General features: G+C 70.3%; 19 protein-coding genes and 1 pseudogene. 8 read left to right on the top strand and 12 right to left on the bottom strand.

The window, feature by feature from the left end; translation table 11 throughout:
* Window positions 1-476: 476 nt before the first annotated feature.
* The 4 genes from lanKC to ABD357_RS43915 all read left to right on the top strand — a co-directional run bounded on the left by lanKC (window position 477) and on the right by ABD357_RS43915 (window position 7,257).
* Entirely contained in the window at window positions 477-3,281 is a 2,805-nt protein-coding gene (lanKC, locus tag ABD357_RS43930; protein WP_344397418.1) for a class III lanthionine synthetase LanKC, read from the top strand.
* A complete protein-coding gene (locus ABD357_RS43925) occupies window positions 3,278-3,412 on the top strand; it encodes a SapB/AmfS family lanthipeptide (RefSeq protein ID WP_189326111.1) in 135 nt (44 codons plus the stop codon). Before lanKC ends, ABD357_RS43925 begins: the two co-directional genes overlap by 4 nt.
* 145 nt (window positions 3,413-3,557) lie before the next feature.
* Window positions 3,558-5,345, top strand: a complete 1,788-nt coding sequence (locus ABD357_RS43920) for an ABC transporter ATP-binding protein (RefSeq protein ID WP_344397414.1) — start codon at window positions 3,558-3,560, stop codon at window positions 5,343-5,345.
* Complete coding sequence (locus ABD357_RS43915) at window positions 5,338-7,257, top strand: ATP-binding cassette domain-containing protein (protein ID WP_344397412.1); 1,920 nt, start codon at window positions 5,338-5,340, stop codon at window positions 7,255-7,257. Before ABD357_RS43920 ends, ABD357_RS43915 begins: the two co-directional genes overlap by 8 nt.
* Before the next feature lie 33 nt (window positions 7,258-7,290).
* On the opposite strand, the gene ABD357_RS43910 is transcribed toward ABD357_RS43915, so the two are convergent.
* Window positions 7,291-7,899 (bottom strand): response regulator transcription factor, encoded by a 609-nt coding sequence (locus tag ABD357_RS43910; protein ID WP_344397410.1) that lies wholly within the window; start codon window positions 7,897-7,899, stop codon window positions 7,291-7,293.
* Between the two features lie 181 nt (window positions 7,900-8,080).
* Here ABD357_RS43910 and ABD357_RS43905 point away from each other — a divergent pair.
* Window positions 8,081-8,212 (top strand): annotated as a pseudogene (locus ABD357_RS43905) (pirin family protein); the annotation flags it as partial.
* 23 nt (window positions 8,213-8,235) lie between these two features.
* On the opposite strand, the gene ABD357_RS43900 reads toward ABD357_RS43905, so the two are convergent.
* The 3 genes from ABD357_RS43900 to ABD357_RS43890 are packed head-to-tail and all read right to left on the bottom strand — an operon-like array spanning window position 8,236 to window position 11,424.
* The gene (locus ABD357_RS43900) at window positions 8,236-9,510 is read right to left on the bottom strand and encodes a sugar ABC transporter permease (RefSeq protein WP_344397408.1); all 1,275 of its coding nucleotides are present in this window, start codon (window positions 9,508-9,510) and stop codon (window positions 8,236-8,238) included.
* Between the two features lie 5 nt (window positions 9,511-9,515).
* On the bottom strand, window positions 9,516-10,298 hold the full coding sequence (locus tag ABD357_RS43895; protein ID WP_344397406.1) for an ATP-binding cassette domain-containing protein: 783 nt from the start codon (window positions 10,296-10,298) through the stop codon (window positions 9,516-9,518).
* A gap of 37 nt (window positions 10,299-10,335) precedes the next feature.
* Window positions 10,336-11,424 carry a substrate-binding domain-containing protein gene (locus ABD357_RS43890; protein ID WP_344397405.1) on the bottom strand — a complete coding sequence of 363 codons (1,089 nt, stop codon included), beginning with the start codon at window positions 11,422-11,424 and terminating at the stop codon, window positions 10,336-10,338.
* 554 nt (window positions 11,425-11,978) lie between these two features.
* On the opposite strand from ABD357_RS43890, the gene ABD357_RS43885 reads away from it, so the two are divergent.
* The 3 genes from ABD357_RS43885 to ABD357_RS43875 are packed head-to-tail and all read left to right on the top strand — an operon-like array spanning window position 11,979 to window position 16,072.
* Complete coding sequence (locus ABD357_RS43885) at window positions 11,979-14,498, top strand: SpoIIE family protein phosphatase (protein ID WP_344397404.1); 2,520 nt, start codon at window positions 11,979-11,981, stop codon at window positions 14,496-14,498.
* 32 nt (window positions 14,499-14,530) lie between these two features.
* Window positions 14,531-15,628, top strand: a complete 1,098-nt coding sequence (locus ABD357_RS43880) for a sugar ABC transporter substrate-binding protein (RefSeq protein ID WP_344397403.1) — start codon at window positions 14,531-14,533, stop codon at window positions 15,626-15,628.
* Between the two features lie 36 nt (window positions 15,629-15,664).
* The gene (locus ABD357_RS43875) at window positions 15,665-16,072 is read left to right on the top strand and encodes a hypothetical protein (protein ID WP_344397653.1); all 408 of its coding nucleotides are present in this window, start codon (window positions 15,665-15,667) and stop codon (window positions 16,070-16,072) included.
* A gap of 111 nt (window positions 16,073-16,183) precedes the next feature.
* On the opposite strand, the gene ABD357_RS43870 is transcribed toward ABD357_RS43875, so the two are convergent.
* The 8 genes from ABD357_RS43870 to rhaI all read right to left on the bottom strand — a co-directional run bounded on the left by ABD357_RS43870 (window position 16,184) and on the right by rhaI (window position 25,406).
* The gene (locus tag ABD357_RS43870) at window positions 16,184-17,011 is read right to left on the bottom strand and encodes an SAM-dependent methyltransferase (protein ID WP_344397401.1); all 828 of its coding nucleotides are present in this window, start codon (window positions 17,009-17,011) and stop codon (window positions 16,184-16,186) included.
* Window positions 17,012-17,160: 149 nt separating this feature from the next.
* Window positions 17,161-17,472 (bottom strand): hypothetical protein, encoded by a 312-nt coding sequence (locus ABD357_RS43865; RefSeq protein ID WP_344397399.1) that lies wholly within the window; start codon window positions 17,470-17,472, stop codon window positions 17,161-17,163.
* Window positions 17,473-17,587: 115 nt separating this feature from the next.
* Window positions 17,588-18,250 (bottom strand): LutC/YkgG family protein, encoded by a 663-nt coding sequence (locus ABD357_RS43860; RefSeq protein WP_344397397.1) that lies wholly within the window; start codon window positions 18,248-18,250, stop codon window positions 17,588-17,590.
* The gene (locus ABD357_RS43855; RefSeq protein ID WP_344397395.1) at window positions 18,247-19,734 is read right to left on the bottom strand and encodes a LutB/LldF family L-lactate oxidation iron-sulfur protein; all 1,488 of its coding nucleotides are present in this window, start codon (window positions 19,732-19,734) and stop codon (window positions 18,247-18,249) included. The genes ABD357_RS43860 and ABD357_RS43855 overlap by 4 nt, the downstream gene beginning before the upstream one ends.
* Window positions 19,731-20,486, bottom strand: coding sequence for a (Fe-S)-binding protein (locus ABD357_RS43850; protein WP_344397393.1), 756 nt, complete (start codon window positions 20,484-20,486; stop codon window positions 19,731-19,733). Before ABD357_RS43850 ends, ABD357_RS43855 begins: the two co-directional genes overlap by 4 nt.
* A gap of 101 nt (window positions 20,487-20,587) precedes the next feature.
* Window positions 20,588-22,039 carry a rhamnulokinase gene (locus ABD357_RS43845; protein ID WP_344397642.1) on the bottom strand — a complete coding sequence of 484 codons (1,452 nt, stop codon included), beginning with the start codon at window positions 22,037-22,039 and terminating at the stop codon, window positions 20,588-20,590.
* An 8-nt stretch (window positions 22,040-22,047) separates the two neighbouring features.
* Window positions 22,048-24,087 (bottom strand): bifunctional aldolase/short-chain dehydrogenase, encoded by a 2,040-nt coding sequence (locus ABD357_RS43840; protein WP_344397390.1) that lies wholly within the window; start codon window positions 24,085-24,087, stop codon window positions 22,048-22,050.
* 158 nt (window positions 24,088-24,245) lie between these two features.
* A complete protein-coding gene (gene rhaI / locus ABD357_RS43835; RefSeq protein ID WP_344397388.1) occupies window positions 24,246-25,406 on the bottom strand; it encodes an L-rhamnose isomerase in 1,161 nt (386 codons plus the stop codon).
* Window positions 25,407-25,417: the final 11 nt, after the last annotated feature.

The raw sequence follows: 25,417 nt of genomic DNA, 5'->3' as shown, positions 1-25,417 counted from the left end.
GATGTGTCCTGGGTGTATCACCGGCAGATGCCTTCTCCGTCCCCCTCGGTAGACCTGGCCGAGGGGGACGGACACGTCTGGGCACGGTTGGTCCCGGGGGGCTTCGCGACTTGCGCGCGGTGACCGCCCGAGGACCACTGCCACGGACCCCGGCTTTTCCAGGACGCCGACCGGCGCCCGACCTGAGGGCCTGCAGCCGTGAGCGAACCTGTCCGGGGCACCACACTTGTGGTGCGCCACGGGGGTAGACGGCGGTGACGACGGAGCCATGCCGCTGGTGGCGCGACCATCAGAACGAGTTGGGGCCGCAAGGTACTCGCAGCCGAGCAGCGGACCGTGGTGGTCGTCCACGCCTTTCGCGCCGTGACAGGGATGTCTCCCGAGTGCTGCGTTTGTCATGGGCGACCGATGACAGGCGTGACTGTACGAGGCCGCATCCCCGCCGGAGTCTGGTGATGACCCAGCAGAGGAGACACATGGAGAAGCGATACGAGGTCTTCTGTCTCGCCGATGACCACTTCTACGAGACACCGAACCGGCTCTTCGGCGGCGTCGACGGCACACCGCAGCTCTACGAGCCCGCCAACCGGCCCGCGCCGGACGGCTGGCGCCGGCACCGGTCCGGTGACTGGCTGCACCTGTCGCCGGCCAACGGGCAAACTCCCGCGCAGGGCTGGAAGATCCACGTATCGGCCTGCCTGGACAACGCGGAGAAGACGGCCGGTGTCGTCTGGGACTACTGCGTCTCCCAGACGATTCCGTTCAAGTTCGTGCCCGGACCGAACCACCTCTTCCTGAGGAACTCGAAGTATGCCGGGCGAGGCGCCAGCGGGAAGTTCGCCACCCTCTATCCGAGCGATGAGGAACAACTCCACCGTGCCCTCGAGAAGTTGGGCGAGTTACTGGACGGCGAGCCGGGACCGTACATCCTCACCGATCTGCGCTGGCGACAGGGGCCCCTGTATGTGAGGTACGGAGGCTTCACCCAGCGGTTCTGCCCGGACGCCGACGGAACACTCGTGCCGGCTGTCGAGGACGGCAGCGGCCGGTTGGTGCCGGACCGCAGGGATCCGGTGTTCCACGTCCCGGAGTGGGTGGTCCTGCCCGACTTCCTCGAGCCGGAGCTGGCCGCCCGCAACGCCACGACCACCAGCGGTCTGCCCTACCGGATCGAGCAGGCCCTGCACTTCTCCAACGGGGGCGGGGTCTACGCCGGCCACGACCTGCGGACCGGTGAGAAGGTCGTGCTCAAGGAGGCCCGGCCGCACGCGGGTCTGGCGGCGGACGGCGCGGACGCCGTCACCCGGCTGGAGCGCGAACGGGCGGTCCTGGAACGCCTTTCCGGGTCGGGCGTGGCGCCGGAGGTGCGGGACTGGTTCGTGCTGGACGACCATCGCTTCTTGGTGATGGAGTACTTGGAGGGGAGCACCCTCAACACATATTTCGGCCGACGCCATCCGCTGCTCGTCTCCGATCCCGATCCCGGCGTGCTCGCCGACTACACCGCCTGGGCGCTGCGCGTGCAGCGGTCCGTGGAGCACGCCCTCGCCGCCGTGCACGACCGCGAAATCGTCTTCAACGACCTGCACTTGTTCAACATCCTCATCGGCCCCGACGAGGAATCCGTGCGTCTGATCGACTTCGAGGCCGCCGCGCACGTCGACGAGGACCGCCGTCAGGTCGTCGCCCACCCCGGTTTCCTCGCGCCGGGCGACCGCCATGGCTTCGCCATCGACCGCTATGCCCTGGCGTGCCTGCGCCTCGCGCTCTTCCTCCCACTGACGACGCTGCTCGGCGTCGACCGCGGCAAGGCCGCCCACCTCGCCGACGCGGCTGCCGCGGAGTTCCCCGTGCCGCGCGCCTTCCTGGCCGACGCCGTACGCGAGATCACTGGGACGCCGCAGTCGCACCGGGGCGGAACACCGCAGGGGCGCCGTCGACGGGCCGAACGCTATCCGCCGGTCGACCCGGGCGACTGGCCGCGCAGCCGGGACTCGATGTACCGGGCGCTCATCGCGAGTGCCACACCTGAACGAGACGACCGCCTGTTCCCTGGGGACATCGAGCAGTTCAAGGACGGTGGCGGCACCAGCCTGGCGCACGGGGCGGCAGGCGTCCTGTACGCACTCGCCGAGACCGGCTGCCCACGCCATGAGCCGGCCGAGGAGTGGCTGCTGCGGCACACCTCGGCGCCCGGACCCGGCACTCCCCTCGGCCTGTTCGACGGGCTGCTCGGCACCGCCTGGGTCCTGGCGCGCCTCGGCCACACCGGACCCGCACTGGAATTGACCGAGAGGGTGCTGGGCGAGAGATGGCAGCGCCTGGGGCCCGATCTGTACGGAGGGCTGGCCGGCGTCGCGCTCGCCTTGGACGAACTGTCGCGCACCACGGGCGAGACGGTCCTGCACGACCGCGCCCTAGAAGCGGTCCAGTTGCTCGCGGACCGGGCGGAGCGCCTCCCCGGCGGTCCGGACCCGCTGCGGGCTCCGCCCGGCAGCGCGAACGGAGCAAACCGCGGTGAGCGGGCCCCCAGGGCGGACAAGGCCGGCCTGCTGTACGGATCCAGTGGCCCCGCACTGTGCTTTCTGCGGCTGCACGAGCGCACCGGGGCACCTGCCCTGCTCGAGCTGGCCGCCCGCCACCTCCGTGCCGACCTGGCGCACTGCGCGATGGACCGCTCGGGCGCGCTGGCCGTGGACGAAGGCCGCCGCTCCATGCCGTATCTCGGCCAGGGCAGCGTGGGCATCGCCATGGTGCTCGACGACTACCTCGCCCGCCACGACGACCAGGACCTCGCGTGTGCCCGCACGGCGGTCCTTCCCGCCGCCACGTCACGCTTCTACGCCCAGTCGGGGCTCTTCGGCGGGCGCGCGGGCATGGTGCTGCACCTCGCCCGCACCACCACCCCCGAGGTCGCTCCCCGTCATCTGGCCGACCAGGTCGCCCGCCTGTCCTGGCACGCCGTGCCCTACCGCGGGCAGCTGGCCTTCGCCGGCGACCAGGTGATGCGCCTGTCGATGGACCTCGCCACGGGAACGGCGGGCTGCCTGCTGGCGATCGGCGCCGCGCTCGACGAGCGCCCGGCCGCGTTCCCCTTCCTCCCGCCGCTCCGGCGGCCCCAGAGCCGGTCCCAGCACCAGGGGGCCGAAACGGAAGATCCACTCGCACGCGCCGAGTCCGTACGGACATCACCCGCGCACGTCACCGACGGAGATTCCGCGGGGCGATACCGAGGCGGGATGCGTACGGAGGCGGCACCGAGCCGAAAGGACGCACCATGACACTGCTCGACCTGCAGACACTCGAGACTCCCGAACCGCCGGAGTCGCCGGAGAACGCCGCTTCGACGGTGAGCAGCGCGAGCCTGCTGCTGTGCTCCGCGAGCACCTCCTCCACCACCCTGTGCCTGTGACAGCTCTGCCCCGGCGCATCCCCGCCCCTGTGACCGCCGGGCGTCGTTGACAGACCGAAGGGCGTGCCCCCGGACGGCAGCCGTCGTCCGGGGGCACGCCTGGTGACCGCCGGGTCCCGCGCCCCCTCCCGGGAAGGTCGAAGCGATGCGCCTGGGCGCCCCCCGCCGCCCCGAGCCCGGTCCCTCAACCCACCGCTTCCTGCGCGACGTCGTGCGGCACAGCGCCGGCCGCTGCACCGCGCTGTGCCTGATCGGCGTGGCAACCGCGGCTGCGGAGCTGGTCATGCCCAGCGTGCTCGGCCACGCCGTCGACGCACTGCTGACGGACCGGCAGGCACCGTGGGCCGGGCGCTGGACTGTGCTGGCGGCGGCACTGACGGGCACGCTCATCGCCGCCCAAGCGGGCGAGGCCCTGCTCACCGGAACGACCGCTGCCCGTACGGCGGCCTGGACGCGAGGGCGGCTGCTGCGTCACATACTGGCGGTCGGGCCGTCCGCCCAGAACCGCTTCTCCCCTGGAGACCTGTCCTCCCGGGTGGTCGGCAACGCCGCACACACCGGCGCGGCTCCGGCAGCCGTCGCCGGGCTGCTGGCCGCCGGGGTCACACCGCTGGGCGCGCTGCTCGTCCTCACGCTCCTCGATCCGTGGCTGGGAGCGGCTTTCATCCTCGGCATACCCCTACTCGTACTGTTGCTGCGGGCCTTCGTGCGCGACACCTCCGACAGCGTCTCGCGTTACCAGCGGATCCAGGGTGAGATGGCCGGCCGTCTGCTGGAGACGCTGCGCGGTGCACGCACGGTGGCCGCCGCGGGCACCACCCGGCGTGAAAGGTCCCGCATCCTGCGCCCGCTGCCCGAACTCGGCCGGCACGGACACCGGACCTGGCGAGTCCTGGGCCGTTCGACGGCTCGGGCCGCGGCGATCCTTCCGCTGCTGCAACTCCTCGTCCTCGCCGTCGGCGGCCTGCTTCTGACCGCTCACCGCCTGACGGTCGGCGAACTGCTCGCGGCCTCACGCTACGCCGCACTCGCCACAGGCATCGGCATGCTGGTTTCCCGGGTCAACGATGTCGTACACAGCCGTGCGGCCGCCGACAGGATCGCCGAGGTCCTCGCCGAGCCCGCCACCGCGCACGGTACACGGCGGCTCCCGGCAGGCGCCGGAACGCTGGAGTTCCGAGGCGTCGCCGCGGTGCGCGGCGGCCGCACGGTGCTCCGCGCCGTCGACGTGTCGGTTCCGGCCGGTTCCTCGCTGGCCGTGGTCGGGCGTTCCGGGACGGGCAAGTCGGTGTTCGCCGCGATCGCGGGACGGCTCGCCGATCCCGACGAGGGCGTCGTGCTTCTCGACGGGGTGCCCCTGCCGGAGCTGTGCCGCGACGAGCTGCGCCGCGCTGTCGGCTACGCCTTCGCACGACCCGCCCTCTTCGGTGGCACGGTCGGCAGTGCCATCGCCGTCGGCCCCACCACCGTTCCGCGACAGACGGTCGTCTCGGCGGCCCGCCAGGCGTGTGCCGATGACTTCGTACGCCTCCTGCCGGACGGCTACGAGACCGCCTGCCGGGCCACAGCCCTGTCCGGCGGTGAGGTGCAACGTCTGGGCCTGGCCCGGGCATTCGCGCACAGTGGCCGACTGCTCGTGCTGGACGACGCCACCTCCAGCCTCGACACGGTCACCGAGCACCGCATCGGCGCCGCATTGTGGCACGGGCTCGATGGCCGCACCCGTGTCGTCGTCGCCCACCGCGCGTCCACGGCGGCCCGCGCCGACCTGGTGGCCTGGCTCGACGGTGGGCAGGTGCGGGCGGTCGCCCCGCACGCCGCGCTGTGGTGCCTGCCGGAGTACCGGGCCGTCTTCGAGCCGCCGTGCATCGAGGACGATCGGCCGACTCCAGCCCCTTTGCTCGATCAGGGGGGAGGAGGGCCGGGTGGCTGACGCGGCCCGTGGCGTCGCGCCCGAGGAGACCGAGTGCGGTCTGCGGGACGCCGCCCTCGCATTTCTGCGCCGCCACAAGGCGCCAGTCGCCGCCCTGGCAGGGTGGTCCGTCCTCGAAGCCGGTCAGGCCTTCCTGCTGGGCATCGCCCTGGCCCGGGCGCTGGACGACGGTTTTCTCAGGGCCCGGCCGGACCTTGGCCTGGCATGGCTCGCGGCGGCCGCCGTGTCGGTGATCGCTGCGGCCTTCGGCACCGGACGTGCATATCGGGCGCTGGCCGGGCTGGTCGAACCGCTGCGTGACGCGCTGGTGCGCCGGGTGGTCTCCGGTGCCCTGGTGCGGGCCGTGGCCGGGCCGCACCAGACCGACGCGACCGCGGTCTCACGGCTCACTCAGCAGGTGGAGCTGGCCCGGGACACTTTTGCCGGGGTGACGATGGCCGCCCGTTCGTTCGTCTTCACCGCAGCCGGTGCCTTGGCGGGCCTGTTCGCGCTGGATCCGCTCCTGCTTGCGGTGGTGATGCCCCCGTTGGCCGCCGGACTGGGACTGTTCGTGGCGACCCTCGGCCCGCTGGCCCGGCGGCAGGAGGCGTACTTGGCGGTTGACGAGCACCTTGCGCGGCAATGCGGTGACCTCGCCTGTGGTCTGCGGGACGTCACCGCGACCGGTGCGGAGGACGTGATGGCCGAGGAGACGGACGCCCTGATCGCGGCCGAGTTCCGGGCCTCGCGGTCGCTGGCACGCTGGGAGGTGTCCCGTGTCCTCGCGATTGCTCTCGCGGGGCGGCTGCCGGTCATCCTGCTGCTGGGTGCCGCTCCGTGGTTGCTGCGCCACGGCGTGACGGCGGGTGCCCTGGCAGGCGCGCTCGTGTACGTCACGCAGTCGCTGCTGCCGGCGCTGCACAACCTGACGCAGGGCCTGGGCACGGCCGGTACGCGGCTGGGGGCCGTCCTGCGGCGGCTGTGGGCCGACCCGGTGAGCGCGCCGCCAGGCAGCCGCGCGGATCAGAGTGTGGACACCGGCGGTGCCGCAGGGGACGCCGACCCGGCCCGCCTGACGGCTCCGGGCGGTACGGGGCCGCAGGCCGGGCGGGCCTGCCGCCCGGCCGAACGGCAGGCCCGCGTACGGGCGGCTCACCCGGCACCGTACGGGCCGTCCCGGGCCTCCAGGCCTCCCGCGGTCGACCTGGACGGCGTCACCTTCGCCCATGGCGACCACACCCGGCCCGTCATCCGCGATCTGCACCTGACGCTGCCGGAGGGCGGGCATCTGGTCGTCGTCGGGCCCAGCGGTATCGGCAAGTCGACCCTCGTCGGCCTCATCGCCGGCCTGCTGAGCCCCCGCAGCGGGCAGGTGCGAATCGCCGGTGTGCCGGTCAGTGGCCGACCTGCGGAAGAGCTGGCAGCCCTGCGCGTACTCATCCCTCAGGAGGCGTACGTGTTCTCAGGCACCCTCCGTGACAACCTGCTGTACTTGTGCCCGAAACCGCTGCCCGATGGCACGGTGCAGGCCGCTGTCGCGTGTCTCGGACTCGACGCTCTGGCCGGCAGGCTCGGCGGACTCGACTCGTCCGTCGATCCCTCGACCCTCTCCACAGGCGAGGCCCAGCTGATCGCACTGGCCAGGGCCTACCTTTCGCCCGCACCACTGGCCCTGCTGGACGAGGCCACCTGCCACTTGGATCCGACAGCCGAGGCCCGTGCGGAGGTGGCCTTCGCTCGCAGACCAGGCACACTGGTGCTCATCGCCCATCGGATCACCTCCGCCCAACGGGCCGGCCGGATCCTGGTTATGGACGGCGCACACGTCCAGTGTGGGACCCACGACGAGTTGCTGACCCGCTCGCCCCTGTACCGCGACATGGTCGGCCACTGGGACGCAACGGCGTTCGCGGCCGGGGGTGGACATCGGTGAGAGGAAACGTGCGCGGGGGAGCGTCTCAACGTCTCAGACCCAGCCTGCCTTCTGGGAGATGCGGATGGCGTCGACGCGGTTGCGGGCCCCCGTCTTGCGGGTGATGGCCGACAGATAGTTGCGCACGGTTCCGTGCGTCAGGTGCAGGTCACCCGCTATCTCCGCAACGGAAGCTCCTTGCGAGGCCAGGGACAGAACACTCAACTCCCGCTCGGTCAGCGGGACTCGACTAGCCTGCAGAAAGTCCCATCCCAGTGAGGTGTCCACGAACTGCTCGCCCTGCGCCACGTGCCTGATGGCTCCCAGAAGCGCCTCGCACGGCTCGCCCTTGCTGACGTATCCCATCGCCCGCGCCTGCGAAACGCGATACAGCAGCCCCGGTCTGCTGGGTGGCGCCAGCACCAGCAGACCGCATTTCCGCTCAGCCGCCTGCTCGGCCAGCAGCGCCAACTGAGACATGGGCGCCGCCGGTTCCGGTGCGTCCACATCCAGCACGCACACCCGCGGCTGCCAGGAAACCAACCCGGTCACCGCGTCCGACCACGACGCCGTGTTCACCTCCAGGTCATGCTCCCGGCATAACAGGATGGCCAGCGCCTGCCGTAACAGACAGGTGTCATGCACAACAAGAACCTTGATCACAGCGGCCCCCAAAGTCTAATGAGCCACTTCCGGATACCCGCCCTCCTATTCGACTATCCCGTCCAGGGGACCTCGTTTCCGCCATCGCGCCATCCAGGGGTCCTGCACGTATTCCGGTGAACCGTGACGCAGTCGGCGATGGGGAATTTGCTCCTGCTCGCGTGTGTGGAGCCCATCTCCCGACATCGAGCAGGCCCGCTGGGACTGGATGGCGGGCTCGCGTTTCGGTGAGGTGAAGGGGTACGACGGTGATCCGCTGACCGCTCCCGAACTGCCGCCGGTGCCGCTGAAGCCGCGGGGAAGGGTGCGCTGAACCGGGAGGAACCGGCAGGCGCGTCAAGCCCGCCCATGCGCTTCCTGCGAGCGTCGTGACAGTGAGTCGAGGACCACCGCGGCGAAGAGCACCCCGCCCGTGATCATGAACTGGACGGCAGCGGGGGTGTCCGTGATGGCCATGCCCGAGGCGATCGACTGGATGACCAGCATGCCGAGCACCGCTGACCAGGTCGTACCTCGTCCTCCGAACAGGCTGGTGCCACCGATGACGGCGGCGGCGATGGCATTGAGCAGCAGGATGCTTGAGCCCGAACCCTGGCTCACCGAAGTGATGCGCGAGGCCAGGAACAGGCCGCCGACCGCGGCCATGGTGCCCGAGACGGCGAGCACCGCGGTCCGCACCCGCGCCACACTGAGGCTGGCGCGACGGGCCGCCTCGACACCGCCGCCGAGCGCGTAGACCTGCCGCCCGTAGTGCGTGCGGCGGAGAATGACGTCGAGGACGGCCACGACCACGAGGAAGATCAGGAGGGCTAGCGGCAGCCCTTGGAACCGGTTGAGCAGATAAGCGGAGGCGAACGCGATCACCGCGAGGCCTCCCGTGCGCACCGCTGTTTCCCGGAGTGAGCGGTGCGGCATGCCGACGGCCTTGCGGCGCCGCCTGTCCAGGTAGGACACGAGGAAGACGAGGCCCACGCCGACCGCCGCCAGGCCGTAGGCGGCGGCGTCGTTGGTGAAGTAATGGCTGGTCAGCTTGGCGACGAGCCCGTTCTCGTCGAGATTGACGGTGGCGCTGGTCCCGAGGACGTAGAGCATGAGGCCGTTCCAGGTGAGCAGCCCGGCGAGTGTGACGACGAACGCCGGCACGCGGGTCCTGGCGAAGGAGAAGCCCTGGACGGTTCCCGCCACGGTGCCCGCGAGGACTCCGATGATGAGGGCCAGCCATTCCGGCACGCCGTTGTTCACGTTCAGAACGGCGAAGACGGCCGCCGCGAGGCCGCTGATCGAGCCGACCGACAGATCGAGCTCACCGAGCAGCAGCACGAAGACGAGGCCGACCGCGATCAGACCCGTGCCCACGATGTCCACGCTGAGATTGGACAGGTTCCGGGGTGAGAGGAAGTTCTCGTTGAGGGACTGGAAGGTGATCCAGACCGCGGCGAGGACGAGGACGATGGGGAGCGAGCCCACTTCACCGGCGCTCAGCCTGTGCCGGAAGACGGCGACCCGGCTCTCCACGGCCCGCGCGACGGCCCGTCGGCGGTGTGGAGGACGGGCCTCGGAGGTGGGTGTGGCGGGTTCGGCCCGCGTGTCTTTGTCCGCCATGTTGCGCATCCCTTTCACCACCCCGCATCCCGGGTGGCCATCCGGCGCGGCACGCTTTCCGTGGCGCCGGTGATGGAAGAGAGGATCTGTTCCTGAGGTGCCGTATTCACGTCGAAGAAGCCGTTGTTGCGACCGAGCCGCAGCACGGCGGCCCGGTCCGCGAGAGCTTTGACATCGCCCAGGTTGTGGCTGATGAGCAGCACTCCCTTGCCGCGGTCACGCAGCTCGTCGACGAGGTCCATTACTTCGTTGGCCTGGTCGGTTCCCAGAGCCGCGGTCGGTTCGTCCAGGAGGAGGACCCGTGGGTCGCCGAGGAGCGAGCGGGCGATGGCGACCGTCTGCCGCTGGTCGCCGGACAGCGAGACGACGGGGGCGCGCAGATCGGGCACACCCCTGGTCAGGCGTTCCAACAGTTCTCTGGTGCGGCGCTCCATCTCCATCTCGTCGAGGAACCCGAACCTGCGGATCTCCCGTCCGAGGAACAGATTGCCCACGACGTCGAGATTCCCGCACAGTGCGAGGTCCTGGTAGACGGTGGCGATGCCGAGGTCCCGGGCGTCGTGCGGCCGCCTGATCTGGACCGTCCCGCCCTCCCACTCGATGGCGCCCTTGTCCGCGGGGGCGACGCCGGAGATCACTTTGACCAGGGTGGACTTGCCGGCTCCGGTGTCGCCGAGAAGAGCGACCACCTGGCCGGCGTGAATCTCCAGCTCGATGTCCGTGAGGACCTCGACGACGCCGAAGCGCTTGCACACGCCGTGCAGGGCCAGCAAGGGGGGAGCCGGCACGCGAACCATCTCCTTCCCGGGGCCCGGACCTCGTTGGACCGGCCTGTCAGATCAGCCCCGCCCTCCTGCAGGCGGCCTCGAGTTGGGGGGTGCAGATCTGCTGGATCGTGTACACGCGGTCCTTCACCACGGTGTCCCTGATGTTGCCGACGGTCACGGAGACAGGGGTCAGCAGGACGGCCGGGACGGCGTTCCCGGTGCTGGTCTCCACCGTGCCCGTGGCAACGGGGTCGAGGCTTTCACCGCGGGCCGCGGCCACGGCCATGGCGGCGCCGGCGGAAGCCTGGGGTCCGAAGGGCTTGTAGACGGTCATGTACTGATCGCCGGCGACGATGCGCCGCAAGGATCCGAGTTCGGCGTCCTGCCCGGTGACGGGTGGCAGCGGGTTGACCTTGTTCGCTTTGAGGGCGGAGATGCTGCCGGCGGCGAGGCCGTCGTTGGCTGCGTACACACCGTCGATGTTGTCGGCACCGAGGGCGGAGAGGGCGCCGGACATGTTCATGTTCGCGGTCTCCGTCCTCCAATGGAGGGTGTCGTACGCCTTGCCGATCTTCACCTTCCCCTCGAGCACGGACAGTGCGCCTTCCTTGAACGCCGCCGCGTTGGGGTCGCTGGGATCGCCGTTCATCATGACGATCTGGCCGCCGGGCACCTTGGCACCCATGGCCTTCAGCAGTGCCTGGCCCTGCAGCCTGCCGACCTCCTCGCCGTCGAAGGAGACATAGCCGGAGACCGGGCCCTCGGCGAGGCGGTCGTAGGCGATGACCGGGATATCCGCCTCATCCGCCTTCCTGACCGCGGCGCCGAGCGATCTGGCGTCCACGGCGACGACCACGATGACATCGACCCCCTTGGTGATCATCGAGTCCATCTGTTGCCGCTGGACGGCCACGGCGTTCTCGGCATTGCCATGCTCGACCGTGCAGTCGCCGCACAGCTCTTTGACCCTCTTCTCGAACAACGGCCTGTCCTGTGCCTCCCAACGATCCGTGGTGGCGGACGGCAGCAGCAGACCGATCGTCGGCGCGTTCCCCCCGCCGGAGTCGTTCCCGGCACCCGCGCCGCACGCCGCGAGAGCAACGGCCGTCGAGACGGCGGTCATGGCGATGGCCGCTGCCCGTATGCAGGCCTTCATGTGAGAGACCTCCCTTGTCCTGCACCTTGCGTGGTGAGGGGGCGCTCACGGAGTACGCGCGACCGGCCTTCAACGGGTACGCGTGGGGAAACGGCGCGCGTGCATCGCGGTGTCGGGGGTGCGTGTGCGGGGGGAGCGGAAGTGACAGACGATGACGACCACGTCGTCAGTTTGACACCGGCTGTGGTGATCCGCGATCGCAGCGGGGTCGCGTCCCGCGAAGTGGTGCGGCGACGCGGAGTGTCCGGCTCCGCAGGTCACCGCCCGCGCTGGGGTCGCGGCGCTTCGGCAGAGCGCCGCTTCCGCCGCTGCGGGCGGCGCCGACGTGGCCGAGCAACTCATGACGGCGTTCACCGCAGACGCGGCCACCGGAGCGCGGCGGTCCGGATTCCTGCACCACTCCGCGGGACGCGACCCGCAGCGGCGGCGGCCGTCGATGTCCGGCGCAAGTACCAATCAAGTAGATCTGTCCATTTAGTCCCCGTGTGCGATTCTGGTAGTGGGTGCCCCGATCTTGTCGGTACCTGCGGCATGGACGGGAGGTAGTTGCGGAGATGCCTCATGACGGCCGTGCCCGGGCCGGAGTCACGGAGCTGCGGGCATCCGAGGCCGGCGCCGCGGACACCGGTTCTCCGCCTCCGGTGCCAGAGGCCGCCGTGAGCGACCGGACCCTGACGTTCGCGGGAGCGGCGCTGGCAGCGGTCTATGTGCTCGGTGCCAGGGCCGAAGAGCTCCGGTTGTTGGAAGCGGCCGGATACGCCAGTTCCCGGTACGGGCTGCCGGAGCGGCTGCCCCTGTCCGGCGGCTCACCCGCGGCGCAGGCTTTCCGCAGCGACCGGCCTCTGTGGCTGAACCCCGGGGCACTCGCCTCCTACTCCGAGGGCGGGCCGACGCCGCCGCGAGCGGAGACGTCGCTGGGTGCGCTGCCACTGAGGGCTGCGGGCAGGCGACTGGGCTGCCTTGTCGTCGTGGGGCATCCCGCGGACGGCTTCGAGGCCGAGCAGCGGAGCTTCCTGGAGCGGTACGCCGACGCGATCGCCGGCCTGCTCCAGGCCGGGAGCGGCCGCCCCGCACCGTCGTCGCTCCTGAGTCCCGCCCTGCGGAGTCTGCGCGTCGGGACTTTCGTCCTGGTGCCGGACACCGGCCTGATCGAGGCGGACGAGACTCTGCTCGAGCTGGTCGGGATCGCGCCGGACGACTTCGACGGCAAGGCCGACACTCTGATCGCGCACACCCTCCCCGAGGACATGCACGCGCTGATGTCGGTCCTGGAGCCGTCCGGCCAGGCGTTCGGCCGTCGGGAGCTGGAGTTCCGTGTCCGCCGCCCTACCGGTGAAATGCGCTGGCTGAGCCTGATCTGCAGGGTGGCGGCCACCGGCGATGACCGGCCGGAGCAGGTGCTGGGCCTGGTGATGGCGACCTCGGTCCTGCGCCGGAGTGCCGACGACGTCTCCAGGATCCAGTGGCTGACCGCCGCACTCGACGATGCCGCAACGGTCGGTGACGTCGGCCGGGTGGTGGTCACCGCGCTGCGTGAGCCGCTGGGCGCCGACAGGGTGGCGCTCGCCGAGTTGCAGGACGACCGGCTCACGGTCAGCGTGCTCGACCCGCCGCAGCCCGACGCCTGGCCGGAGATATGGCGATCGGAGTGGCGCTCGGAGTGGCCCGACGCACCGGTCAGTGCCTTGCCCACTCTTCAGATGGCTCTGCGGGACGGACGTATGGATCTGTGGCCCGCCGGCACGGCCCTCGAACCGGGACTGGCAGGCATCGGCACCGGGGGTCTGGCCGTCCTGCCCCTCCCTGCCAAGGGCCGGGTCGCCGGCGTGTGCCTGGTCGGCTGGGACCGGCCGCACGAGTTCGTCCCCGAGGAGCGGTCCCTGCTGACCGCCACCGCGGCGCTGGTCGGGCAGGCCCTCAATCGTGCGCACGCGTACGACGCCGAGCAGGAGCTCGCGACGATGCTGCAGCGCAGTCTGCTGCCCCGGCGCCTCCCCGAGCTGCCCGGGGGGACGGCCGTCGCCCGCTACCTGCCCGCCAGGCGGGGGCTGCAGGTGGGCGGTGACTGGTACGACGTCATCGCCCTCTCCGAGGATCGTGTGGCGCTGGTCATCGGGGACGTACAAGGACACAGTGCCGGAGCCGCGACGATCATGGGCCAGATGCGTACCGCGGTCAGGGCCTACGCAGTGGAGGGCCACCCGCCCGACGTGGTCCTCTCACACGCCAACCGCCTCCTCGTCGGCATGGAGACCGACCTGTTCGCCACCTGCTGCTATGCCGAACTGGACATGGAGGAGGGCAACATCCTGTTCGTCCGGGCCGGGCACCTCTCACCGCTGGTGCGCAATCCCGACGGCAGTACCGAGGAAGTGCAGGTCGAGGGCGGGCCTCCACTGGGCATTCTCGCGGAGGCGGAGTTCCCCATGACCGCGGTCGCACTGGCCCCCGGCGCGGTACTCGCCCTGGTCACCGACGGTCTGGTCGAGGCCTCCGACCTGCCTCTGGACGAGGGCATGCTCCGGACGCGTGTCGCGCTCGCCGCAGCAGATCCGGTGGATCCCGGGCGGATGGCCGACGAACTGCTCGGCGACATCGGCCGTCGTGAGGACGACGTGGCCCTGTTGCTGCTGCGCTACGACGGCATGGAGATCAGGCCGATACGGGCCGGCTGGGCGGTGTGGCGGCTGCCCGACGCCGTCATGCACGCCCGCCGTTTCACGGCGCGCACTCTGCGTCGGTGGAAGGTGCAGGAAGCGGCCGACGCGGCGCTGCTGGTCGTGTCCGAGCTGGTCACCAATGCCCTGGTGCACACTCAGGGTGAGGTCCGCGTCGACCTGATGCTCCGCGGAGACCGGGTGCGAGTCAGCGTGAGCGACGCCTCGCCGCGTGCGCCCGCCAAGCCGGTGATCGTGGACTGGGAGGCCACCGGCGGCCGAGGCCTGGTTCTGGTCGAAGCAGTGTCGGAGTCCTTCGGCACGGTGCCGGTGGCCGGCGGCAAGCAGGTGTGGAGCGAGATCGCTGTGCCGCCGCAGGAGCCGGCTCCCGCGAACTCGGGGCCCGGAACGCAATGAGGGGGTCTGGTGTGAGAACCCGTAGGACACACATGTCCCGCAAGGCCCGTATGTCCCGTAAGTGGCGCATCGTCGCGGCGGTCGTAGCGGGATTCACGGCGATGTCCCTGGCCGCCTGCGGCGGGGACGGCGAGGCGGGCACCGACAGCTTCGCCGTCGGCCTGCTGCTGCCGAACCGAACGACCCCCCGCTGGGAGGAATGGGACAGGCCACTGATCGAGCAGCAGCTGAAGGAGCGGTGTCCCTCCTGCACCGTGGAGTACGCCAACGCAGAGAACGACGTGGCGAATCAGCGGCAGCAGATGGTTTCCATGATCACCAAGGGGGTCAGGGTCCTGATCCTCGACCCCGCCGACACCAAGGCGCTCCGCTCCTCGATCCAGGAGGCACGCGAGGCGGGAGTCCCGGTCGTCGCCTACGACCGGCTCGCCGAAGGCCCGATCTCGGGCTTTGTCAGCTTCAATGGCGCGCAGGTCGGCAGGCTCCAGGGCGAGGCGCTCCTGAAGGCCATGGCCGACAAGGGGAACGGCGGGAACGTCGTCATGATGAACGGCGATCCGACCACCTCCAACGCGGCGTGGTTCCGGAGGGGCGCGCTGTCGGTTCTCACCGGTGAGGTGAAGATCATCAGGTCGTACGACACCCAGGGCTGGAGGCCGGAGAACGCCCACGCCAACATGTCCGCCGCCATCGCGGCCCTTGGCCCGGACCGGATCGGCGGCGTCCTGGCGGCCAACGACGACATAGCCGCAGGAGTCATCTCCGCTCTCAAGAGGGCCCGCGTCAAAGAGCTGCCCCCCGTCACCGGCCAGGACGCCGATCTCGACGCCGTGCAGCGCATCGTCAAGGGCGAGCAGTACATGACGGTGTACAAACCCTTCGGGACTCAAGCCGCCGCGGTCGCCGCCATGGCCGTCGCCCTGGGGCGCGGCGAGGATGGCCGCGATGTCGCCACGACGACTTATGACAGTCCCACCACCAAGAACATCCCGTCCGTCCTGCTCGATCCGACGGCGGTGACGGTCGGCAACATCGAGCAGACACTCGTCGAGGACGGCGTGTACACCATCGACCAGATCTGCATCCGGGAACTCCGGCCCGCCTGCGACGCGGCCGGACTTACCCGCTGACTCACGCTCGGGAGGCCGGCTGACCGGTGCCCGTCCGTGGGCCAGTCGGCGTGGGAGTCGGTCATCGACAGGCTGGTGAAGCACACGCCTTCGCCGCCGCCCGATGTCGCCGGCGCGGCACGGCGGCCGTTGTTGCGGATCCGGTTGCCCAGGATCGCCACGTCCCGCACGGCGGCGTCCACGGTTGTGCTGCCACAGGCCGACGCCGTCGGTGACGTACAGGACCTGGTCGGCGACGATCCGCAGGGCCCACGCCGTCCACCCCGTGACCGCCGTGCAGAGCGAGTACTCCCTGTGGACCCGCGACCCCGAATCGGAGACGCCGGCGCGACACAGGTCGCCCTGTCCGCCGACGATGTGGCCGACCTCGATGCCACGGTGGCCCGCCTCGGCGTACACGGCGACCGCTACAACGACCAGCACATGCGCCTCGTCGGCAAGTGAGACGACCGCCGTTCCCACGAGCGCTCTGTGAGCGTCGCAGCAGGGAGCGGTGTCGGATCACTGTGGCAGGCGCCCATCCGGCGCCCGCCCGATGCCCGCGCGCCGCTGCGGTTACGCCTTGCGTGCCACCCCGCCGAAGCTGTCCACTTCCTGCGGCTCGTCCGGTGCCTGGGGCTCGTCCTCCTCAGCGGCGACGGCCTCGGACGGCCCGGGGCGCCACTGGGCGACGGAGACCAGGCCGGGATCGAGGAGTTCGAGGCCTCCGAAGAAGCGGGCGAGCTGGTCGGGGCTGCGGTTGGTGCGAGGGTTGTCGCTCGCCTGGTTCCACTGCTCGACCATGGCGCGCATCGCCTCGGGATGGAACACCTCGGTGCTGTCGCAGAACACGAGGTGGCTGCCGGACGGCAGGGCGTCCAGCAGGCGCTCGACGATGCCGTACACACTGTCGTCGGGTACGTGAGCCGCGATGCCCAGCAGCATCAGCGCCACCGGCTGCTCGAAGTCCAGCGTCCGCGCGGCCCCTTCCAGGATGGCCGCCGGGTCGCGCAGGTCCGCATCGATGTAGTCGGTGGCGCCCTCGGGCGTGCTGGTCAGCAGTGCCGTGGCGTGGGCCAGCACGATGGGGTCGTGGTCCACGTACACGATCCGCGCCTCGGGGGTGATCCGCTGGGCGACCTCATGGGTGTTGTCGAACGTGGGCAGTCCCGTGCCGACGTCGAGGAACTGGCGGATGCCGACCTCAGCGGCCAGATACGTGACGGTCCGCTTGAGGAACGCCCGCTGGGCCCGGGCGATCTGGACGATCTCCGGGTTCACCTCGCGGATCTGGTCACCGACCTCGCAGTCGATCTCGTAGCAGTCCTTGCCCCCGAGCCAGTAGTTCCAGATCCGCGCGGAGTGCGGCACGCTGCTGTTGATCAACGGAACGTCATGAGGCATGGGGCATCTCCGAGTTGGCCTGAAAGTACCGCCCAAGACTAAGCCGGTGAGCGGCGTACGTCATCGGTTGCGTGATCTTCCCGAGAACGTACGGTCGACCGAGGGAGTTCCGTATCCCAGTCACTGCCTGTCGCCGGCCCAGCGGCAGCTCAGCGACGCCGCCGCAAGGTGAAGGCGGCGCCTCCCGTGATGAGCAAGCCCGCCGCGCCGCCCGCCACGAGGGGCAGGGCGGTACTCGCACGGTCATCGACTACGGAGTCCTCGGAGGACACCGCTTCACCGCGCTCGCTCGTGACTCCCGCCGGGGACTCGGCGGTCGTGCTGGTGACGATCGTCGACGACTTCGCGGGTGCGGCGGCGCCGTCCTGCGCTCCTTGCGCTGCGACGGGCCAGGCGGCCCACAGCGTGAGCAGCAGCGGAGCCACTCCGACGAGGGCGGCGATGCGGCGGTGTGCGGTCATCCGTCGGGTCCTCCTTGGCACGGCAAACGGGTCGGCCCGCTGTGCCATGGCTGTCAGCCACGGCTGCCGGCCGCCCCGTTGTCTCCGTGAAGTACGAGGCCCGCGTGCGATCCGTTCAACTCCCGCCGACAGCACGATCGTTCACCAGCACCACCTCGAGGGTGCGCGGGCCGTGCACCCCCTCGACCCGGTCGAGTTCGATGTCACTGGTCGCCGAAGGGCCGGAGATCCAGGTCAGCGGGCGTGCCGGGTCGAGACGCGGGAGCGCCTGCGGCACCGAGGAGACGACCTGGTCCGGTACGCGTACGACACAGATGTGGTGATCCGGGACAAGCGTGATGCGGCGGCGACCCTGATCCGGGCCGCCGTCCAGCACGATCGTGCCGGTCTCGGCGATGGCCACCGCGCACGCCGTGATCACGCTGTCGACCTGGTCGAGTTCGTGCGGTGTGCTCTCGGAACGGTCGGGAACGCGCGTGACATCGGTCGCAGCCAGCCAGTCAGCATCCAGGCCCGGCGGCACGGCCACCGACGTCGAACCCCGCCCGGCGAGCAGCCCGGCGATCAGCGCCGCAAGGCCGTCGGCCTCGCAGCGGTGCACGATCGCCCGGTAGTCCGCCAGGTTCTCGGCCAGCAGATCCACCGTCTGCTCGACACTCCGGTCTCCGTGCTCGGGCAGATAACCCCGGTCAACGGCCTGCTCGTACGGCGTTGCGTCCCGTGGCACGTCCGCCAGCGCGCGCCGCACGCGGCCGAGGATCACATCCCTGGTACTCACTTGGCGTCCTTCCTGCCGTGCTTTCCGCCCTGCGTACGCTGCCACCAGTCGCGGAACGGTTCCGACGGCACCGTCGGCAGATCGCGGGTCGCGCTCCACGCGCTGCCGGGGCCCGGCAGCGTACGGGGATGGAAGCGGCGGCTCCGCGACGCCAGCCGCTGGCCGGTGCGCAGGGCACCGGGGTGGCTGAACGCCCAGCGTGCCGCACGCATCGCGGCCCGTTCGGCGGCGTGTCCCTTCGCGGGCTTGAGGACGACCTTGTTGCCGTCCCGGGTCACCGCGCCTCCCTCGACGACCCGTTCCCGCAGATGCACGAGCACCTCGGGGATGTCGATCGCCACCGGACACACCTCGTAGCAGGCGCCGCACAACGAGGAGGCGTACGGCAGGGAGGCGTCGATCTCGCTTTCGGTACCCCTCAGTTGAGGGCTGAGGATGGCGCCGATCGGGCCCGGGTACACCGAGCCGTACGCATGGCCGCCCGCCCGCTCGTACACCGGGCAGACATTGAGACACGCCGAGCAACGGATACAGCGCAGGGCCTGGCGGCCGACCTCGTCGGCGAGCGTGTCGGTTCGGCCGTTGTCGAGGAGCACCAGGTGGAAGGTGCTCGGTCCGTCACCGCCGGTGGTGCCGGTCCACATGGAGGTGTACGGGTTCATGCGCTCGGCCGTCGAGGAACGGGGGAGCGTCTGGAGGAAGACCTCCAGGTCCTGCCAGGTCGGCACGATCTTCTCGATGCCGACGACCGAGATCAGCGTCTCGGGGAGGGTCAGACACATACGGCCGTTACCCTCGGACTCGACGACCACCATCGTGCCGGTCTCGGCGACCATGAAGTTGGCGCCGGAGATGCCGACCTTGGCGCGCAGGAACTTCTCGCGCAGGTGCAGACGGGCGGCCTCGGCGAGTTCGGCGGGGGTGTCCGTGAGCCCTTCGGGTGCCGCGCGGCCCCACTCGCTCATCTCGCGTGCGAAGATCTCGCGGATCTCGCCGCGGTTGCGGTGGATCGCCGGGACGAGGATGTGGGACGGCCGGTCCTTGCCCAACTGCACGATGAGCTCGGCCAGATCGGTCTCGTACGCGTGGATGCCCTCGGCCTCCAGCGCCTCGTTGAGGCCGATCTCCTGGGTGGCCATGGACTTGACCTTCACGACCTCGCTCTCGCCGGTCATCTTCACCAGGTCGGCGACGATGCGGTTGGCCTCGTCCGCGTCGGCCGCCCAGTGCACGATGCCGCCCGCCGCAGTGACCGACTCCTCCAACTGCACGAGATACCGGTCGAGATGACGGAGCGTATGGTCCTTGATCTGTTTGCCCGCCTCGCGCAGCGCCGCCCAGTCGGACACTTCCGCGACCGCCTTGGCTCGCTTGGCACGGATCGTGTGCGTGGCGTGTCGCAGGTTGCCGCGCAGGGTCTGGTTGTGGACGGCTTCGTGCGCGGCCTTGGGGAAGGCCGGCATACCGACGAAGGTGCCGCTCATGTCAGGGGCTCCTCTTCCGTGCTCGCCAGGATCTCCGCGATGTGCACCGGCCGCATCTCCGTTCTGAGGCGGGCCATCGTGCCGCCGATGTGCATCAGACAGGAGTTGTCCGCGGCACACAGCGCGTCCGCGCCCGTCGACGCGGCGTTACGGACCTTGTCGGCGCCCATCGCCGATGAGACGTCGGAGTTCTTCACGGCGAAAGTGCCGCCGAAGCCGCAGCATTCGTCAGCGCCGGGAAGCTCCCTCAGCTCCAGGCCCTTGACCGCCTGGAGGAGCCGACGGGGACGGTCGCCGAGGCCCAGGCTGCGCAGACCGTGACAGGTCGGGTGATACGTGACGGTGTGCGGGTAGTACGCGCCGACGTCGGTCACGCCCAGGACATCCACGAGGAACTCCGTGAGCTCGTACGTCTTGGGCACGACCGGCGCGAGCGTGCGCGCGAGGGTGTCGCCACGCCCCTCCGCGCGGGCCCGCTCGCCCATGCGCGGATACAGCTCCCGGACCATGGCGCCACAGGAGCCGGAGGGCGTCACGATCGCCTCGTACTCCCCGAAGACATCGGAGAAATGCCGGGCCAGTGGCTCGGCCTCATGGCGATAGCCGGTGTTGTAGTGCGCCTGCCCGCAACAGGTCTGGCCCATCGGGAAATCGACGTCGACGCCCAGCCTGGTCAGCAGTTTCACCACGGCACGGCCGGTTTCCGGATACAGCGTGTCGTTGACACAGGTCAGGAACAGGGCGACACGCATCGCGGCTCCTTGGGATCGATCATCGGATGAGTCAGGTTACGACGTGGACGCGCCGACCGGGAGGGGGCCCGGCCCACCGGGCCCCGTTCGGCGGTTCCGGCTCAGCGGGTGGTGAGCCGGGCCTGAGCCGCACGCCACGCCGCCGTGTCACCCCGCGGTTCGTACCGCTCCAATGGCTGCGTACGGGCGAGGAGTTGCCGCATCGCCGTACGGTCGCCGACGATGCCGCCGGCCCGCGCCTGGACGAGGACGTTGCCCAGGGCGGCGGCCTCCGCCGGACCCGCCACAACCGGGAGCCCGCAGGCGTCCGCCGTCAGCTGGCACAGGAGGGCGTTGCGGGTGCCGCCGCCGACGATGTGGACGACGTCGACCGGGTGGTCGGCGAGGCCCTGGGCCTCGGTGATCGCCCGGTGGTGGGCGAGGGCGAGCGAGTCGAGGATGCAGCGCGTGATCTCGGCGGGGGACTCGGGCACGGGCTGGCCCGAGTCCCGGCAGGCGTCGGCGATCCGTGCGGGCATGCGGCCGGGGGCCAGGAACGCCGCGTCCCCGGCGTCCACGACGGACCTGAGCGGCGGGACGTCGGCCGCCGCGCGCAGCAACGCGGTCAACTCCGGGTCTCCCCAGGCCCGTAGACACTCCTGGAGCAGCCACAGCCCCATGATGTTCCGGAGATAACGGACCGTGCCGTCGAGGCCCAGCTCATTGGTGAAGTTGGCCGCCCGGCTCGCCTCGGTCAGCACGGGCGCGTCCAGCTCCAGGCCCGCGAGCGACCAGGTGCCGGTACAGATGTACGCGAAGCGCTCTCCGCCGGTGGCCGGGACGGCGGCCACCGCGGACGCCGTGTCGTGCGAACCGACCGTGGTCACCGGGACCGGACCGGTCAGCCCGGTCTCCTCCAGGACCTCGGGGCGCAGCAGGCCCGCCGGATCTCCGGGCCGCCGCAGCGGTGCGAACAGCCCGAGGTCGATGCCCAGGCGCGAGGCGACGTCATGGGCCCAGTCGCGGGTGCGTGGATCGATCAGCTGGGTCGTCGAGGCGTTGGTGAGCTCCGTGCCCGCCTCGCCCGTGAGCCAGTACGTCAGCAGGTCCGGGATGAGCAACAGCCGTTCGGCGTGCGCCAGTTGAGCCGACTCACGAGCCGCCGCCAACTGGTACAGCGTGTTGAACGGCGCGTACTGGAGGCCCGTCCGCGCATACAGCTCGTCCGCCGGAACCGTCGCCCACACCTTCTCCGCGACACCCTCGGTGCGTGTGTCGCGGTAGTGCACCGGGTTGCCGAGCAGCGCCCCGTCCGCGTCCAGCAGCCCGTAGTCCACGGCCCAGCTGTCGATGCCGACCGAGTCGACCTGCCCTGCCGTACGCAGACCGTCGAGGACGCCGCCGTACAGTGCGAGGATGTCCCACCGCAGCCCCTCGGGGGTGCGTACCGGCTGGTTCGGAAAGCGATGCGCCTCGGTGAGGCCGAGCGAGTCCGGACCGACGCGGCCGACCATGACGCGCCCGCTGGACGCGCCGAGATCGACCGCCGCGTACGACTTCACCGGAGCCGACATCGGAGCCGTCATCGCAGGAAGGCGGCGGCGACGCCGGCATCGACGGGAATGTGCAGGCCCGTGGTGTGGGTCAGGTCCCCACCGGTCAGGGCGAATACGGCGCCCGCCACATGCTCCGGCAGAACCTCGCGCTTGAGGATGGTCCGCTGGGCGTAGAACTCGCCGAGCTTCTCCTCCTCGATCCCGTAGGTGGCGGCGCGCTGTGCACCCCAGCCGCCCGCGAAGATGCCCGATCCGCGCACCACACCGTCCGGGTTGACGCCGTTGACGCGGATCCCGTGCTCGCCCAACTCGGCTGCCAGCAGCCGGACTTGATGCGCCTGGTCGGCCTTGGTCGCCGAGTACGCGATGTTGTTCGGGCCCGCGAAGACGGCGTTCTTGGAGGCGATGTAGACGATGTCGCCGCCCAGGCCCTGCTGGGTCATCACCCGGGCCGCCTCGCGCGAGACGAGGAACGAACCGCGGGCCATGATGTCGTGCTGGAGATCCCAGTCCTTCGCCGTCGTCTCCAGCAGAGGCTTGGAGATGGAGATACCGGCGTTGTTGACGACGAGGTCGACCCCGCCGAAGGCGAGCACCGCCGCCTTGAAGGCCCGGGCGATCTGCTCCTCGGAGGTCACGTCGACCGTGACGGACACGGCCTTGTCGGGGCCGCCCAGCTCCTCGGCGACCTGCGCGGCCCCCTCGGCGTTCAGGTCCGCGACCACGACACACGCGCCCTCCGCCGCGAGCCGCTGCGCGATCGCCCTGCCGATTCCGCTGCCCGCACCCGTCACCAGCGCGACCCGCGTCGCGAGCGGCTTGGGCTTCGGCATCCGCTGGAGCTTGGCCTCTTCAAGGGCCCAGTACTCGATACGGAACTTCTCCGACTCCTCGATCGGCGCGTACGTGGAGACCGCCTCGGCCCCGCGCATCACGTTGATCGCGTTGACGTAGAACTCGCCGGCCACCCGCGCGGTCTGCTTGTCCTTGCCGAAGCTGAACATGCCGACACCGGGCACGAGCACGATCGCCGGGTCGGCGCCGCGCATCGCGGGGGAGTCGGGCTGGGCGTGCCGCTCGTAGTACGCGGCGTACTCCTCGCGGTACTCGGCGTGCAGCTCCTTGAGACGGGCGATCGACTCGTCGACGGAAGCGGTCGGCGGCAGGTCGAGGACGAGCGGCCTGACCTTGGTACGGAGGAAGTGGTCGGGGCAGGAGGTGCCGAGGGCCGCGAGACGCGGATGCTCGGCGCTCGCGAGGAAGTCGAGGACCACCTCGGAGTCGGTGAAGTGACCGACCTGCGGACGGTCCTGCGAGGCGATGCCACGGATGACCGGCGCCAGCGCAGCCGCCCGCTCCTTCCGCTCGGCGGCACCGAGAGCCGCGTAACCCTCGATCACCGGCCCGAACGGCTCATCCTTGCCGCGCTCGGCCAGGAACGCCTCGGCGGTTCGGATGATGTGCAGCGAGTTGCGCTCGCACTCCTCGGAGGTCGCGCCCCACGCCGTGATCCCGTGTCCACCGAGGACGCACCCGATGGCCTGGGGATTGGCCTCCTTGACGGCCGCGATGTCGAGCCCGAGCTGGAACCCGGGCCGCCGCCACGGCACCCACACCACCGTGTCCCCGAAGCACTCTGCGGTCAGTTTCTCCCCGTCGGCGGCACACGCGAGCGCGATACCGGAGTCCGGATGGAGATGATCGACATGCGCCGCGTCCACAAGCCCGTGCATGGCGGTGTCGATGGAGGGAGCCGCGCCGCCCTTCCCATGCAGGCAGTAGTCGAACGCGGCCACCATCTCGTCCTCGCGCTCCACACCGGGGTACACCACGGTGAGCGCCCGCAGCCGGTCGAGCCGGAGAACGGCCAGCCCCGACTCCTTCAGAGTCCCGAGATCGCCACCGGATCCCTTGACCCACATGAGCTCGACGTCACCGCCGGTCACGGGGTCGGTGCCGGTGCCCTTGGCGGAGGCGTTGCCGCCGGCGTAGTTGGTGTTACGGGGATCAGCGCCGAGCCGGTGCGAACGGGAGAGGAGGGCATCGGCTTCGGGGTGGGGCGCCATGGAGTGATCAGTCCTTCATGATGTGTGTGTACGTGTACTCGGGTCCCTGTGGAGCGTGGGGTGCCAGCGCCCCCTTTGGGGGCGCGGGGAACTGCGCGACCAGCCACATCCGGCCCGCAGCCTGCAACGGGCCGTACTCGGCAGACGAAACGCAGCGATCAGGCACCCCAGCCGGCCTGCTCCCCACCAACCCGCTCCTCGGCGATCTTCTGCGCCCAGCCGGAGCGGCGGTATGCCGCAACGGGGTCGGGGTTCAACCCCATCTCCTCGCGCACCTCACGAAGCAGCGGCCGCACGTCAGTGTTATACGCATCCATGAGCACGGCGTTCGCTTCAAGAACGTCACCGCCCCGCTGGGCGGAGCCCAACGCCTCGCCATCCACCAGCAGCGCCTTCGCCGTAGCTTCCTGCACATTCATCACCGACCGAATGATCGCCGGAATCTTCGCCTCGATGTTGTGACACTGATCGAGCATGAACGCGACGTCGGGCGTGAACCCACCACCCCGAATCACCTCGTACATGATCCGGAACAGCTGGAACGGATCCGCCGCCCCCACCATCAGGTCATCGTCGGCATAGAAGCGCGAGTTGAAGTCGAACCCACCGAGCTTCCCCTCGCGCAGCAGCGTCGCGACGATGAACTCGATGTTGGTGCCGGGCGCATGGTGCCCGGTGTCCACCACGACCTGCGCCTTCGGCCCGAGCTTGAGGCAGTGCGCGTACGCCGTACCCCAGTCCGGAACATCCGTCGTGTAGAAGGCGGGCTCGAAGAACTTGTACTCGAGGAGCATCCGCTGGTCGTCACCCAGCCGCTCGTACACGGCGGCCAGCGCCTGAGCGAGCCGGTCCTGGCGCTCGCGAATGTCGTCCTGGCCGGGATAGTTCGTGCCGTCCGCGAACCACAGCTTCAGGTCCTTGGACCCTGTGGCGTCCATGATGTCGACGCACTCGAGCAGATGATCAAGGGCCTTGCGCCGCACCGCCGCGTCGGCGTGGCAGACGCTGCCGAGCTTGTAGTCGTCGTCCTGGAAGGTGTTGGAGTTGATGGTGCCGAGCTTCACGCCACGGTCCTGCGCGTACTTGGCCAGCGCGGCGTAGTCGTCGACCTTGTCCCACGGGATGTGCAGCGCCACCGTCGGCGCGACCCCCGTATAAGCGTGCACCTGCGCCGCGTCGTCCAGCTTTTCGAAAGGATCGCGCGGCACTCCGGCCTGCGCGAACACCTTGAAGCGGGTCCCCGAATTCCCGTACGCCCATGACGGCGTCTCTACGGCCTGGGTCTTGAGAGCGGCCTTCACCGCGGCGAGCTCGGTCACTTCGGGACTCC

The sequence above is a fragment of the Streptomyces vastus genome (genome assembly GCF_039532825.1).
GTDB lineage: Bacteria > Actinomycetota > Actinomycetes > Streptomycetales > Streptomycetaceae > Streptomyces > Streptomyces vastus.
Note: the sequence above shows the minus strand (reverse complement) of the source record. Positions and strands in the feature narration are given on the sequence as shown.

Excerpts from the sequence above, each read along its gene's own strand:
- lanKC (WP_344397418.1), top strand. The coding sequence starts at position 477 with ATGGAGAAGCGATACGAGGTCTTCTGTCTCGCCGATGACCACTTCTAC.
- ABD357_RS43925 (WP_189326111.1), top strand. The coding sequence starts at position 3,278 with ATGACACTGCTCGACCTGCAGACACTCGAGACTCCCGAACCGCCGGAG.
- ABD357_RS43920 (WP_344397414.1), top strand. The coding sequence starts at position 3,558 with ATGCGCCTGGGCGCCCCCCGCCGCCCCGAGCCCGGTCCCTCAACCCAC.
- ABD357_RS43900 (WP_344397408.1), bottom strand. The coding sequence starts at position 9,510 with ATGCGCAACATGGCGGACAAAGACACGCGGGCCGAACCCGCCACACCC.
- ABD357_RS43895 (WP_344397406.1), bottom strand. The coding sequence starts at position 10,298 with ATGGTTCGCGTGCCGGCTCCCCCCTTGCTGGCCCTGCACGGCGTGTGC.
- ABD357_RS43890 (WP_344397405.1), bottom strand. The coding sequence starts at position 11,424 with ATGAAGGCCTGCATACGGGCAGCGGCCATCGCCATGACCGCCGTCTCG.
- ABD357_RS43885 (WP_344397404.1), top strand. The coding sequence starts at position 11,979 with ATGCCTCATGACGGCCGTGCCCGGGCCGGAGTCACGGAGCTGCGGGCA.
- ABD357_RS43880 (WP_344397403.1), top strand. The coding sequence starts at position 14,531 with ATGTCCCGCAAGGCCCGTATGTCCCGTAAGTGGCGCATCGTCGCGGCG.
- ABD357_RS43870 (WP_344397401.1), bottom strand. The coding sequence starts at position 17,011 with ATGCCTCATGACGTTCCGTTGATCAACAGCAGCGTGCCGCACTCCGCG.
- ABD357_RS43865 (WP_344397399.1), bottom strand. The coding sequence starts at position 17,472 with ATGACCGCACACCGCCGCATCGCCGCCCTCGTCGGAGTGGCTCCGCTG.
- ABD357_RS43855 (WP_344397395.1), bottom strand. The coding sequence starts at position 19,734 with ATGAGCGGCACCTTCGTCGGTATGCCGGCCTTCCCCAAGGCCGCGCAC.
- ABD357_RS43850 (WP_344397393.1), bottom strand. The coding sequence starts at position 20,486 with ATGCGTGTCGCCCTGTTCCTGACCTGTGTCAACGACACGCTGTATCCG.
- ABD357_RS43845 (WP_344397642.1), bottom strand. The coding sequence starts at position 22,039 with ATGTCGGCTCCGGTGAAGTCGTACGCGGCGGTCGATCTCGGCGCGTCC.
- ABD357_RS43840 (WP_344397390.1), bottom strand. The coding sequence starts at position 24,087 with ATGGCGCCCCACCCCGAAGCCGATGCCCTCCTCTCCCGTTCGCACCGG.